Source organism: Exiguobacterium sp. s160, assembly GCF_018617575.1.
Lineage (GTDB): Bacteria > Bacillota > Bacilli > Exiguobacteriales > Exiguobacteriaceae > Exiguobacterium > Exiguobacterium aestuarii_A.
In genome coordinates this window covers 1-351 of record NZ_JACSKK010000030.1, presented here as the reverse complement: position 1 = coordinate 351, position 351 = coordinate 1, and the positions used below count along the sequence as shown (strand labels likewise).

The window sequence follows — 351 nt, the reverse complement described above, 5'->3', positions numbered from 1 at the left end:
CCTCGACGGCCGAAGAAAAAGCCCGATACATACTTCGAACCGGTCCAAACGGGGAAGTAGGTAGGTAAACGCCACGTCCGCCCGTCATCAAAAGGAGGAACCCGATATGTATCGCGCCCATCCCGAGAAACGACATGAACCGATCCAGTCGAAGACCACGTTGGACCAGCTGGTCCCGCAGGATCATCTCGTCCGGAGACTCGACCGCCACATCGACTTCTCGATCGTGCATCGTCTATGCGCCCCGCTCTATTCGAACACCGGCACGCCCGGCATCGACCCGGAGATCATCATCAAGATCATCCTACTCGGCCCCCTGTTCAACATCCGTTCCGTGCGCCAGACCGTGAG

At 58.4% G+C, this 351-nt stretch carries 1 protein-coding gene; it reads left to right on the top strand.

The window, feature by feature from the left end; all coding sequences use genetic code 11:
* Positions 1 to 106: 106 nt before the first annotated feature.
* The coding region (locus tag KNO86_RS14615) for a transposase (protein WP_483298404.1) at positions 107 to 351 on the top strand (245 nt) is incomplete at its 3' end.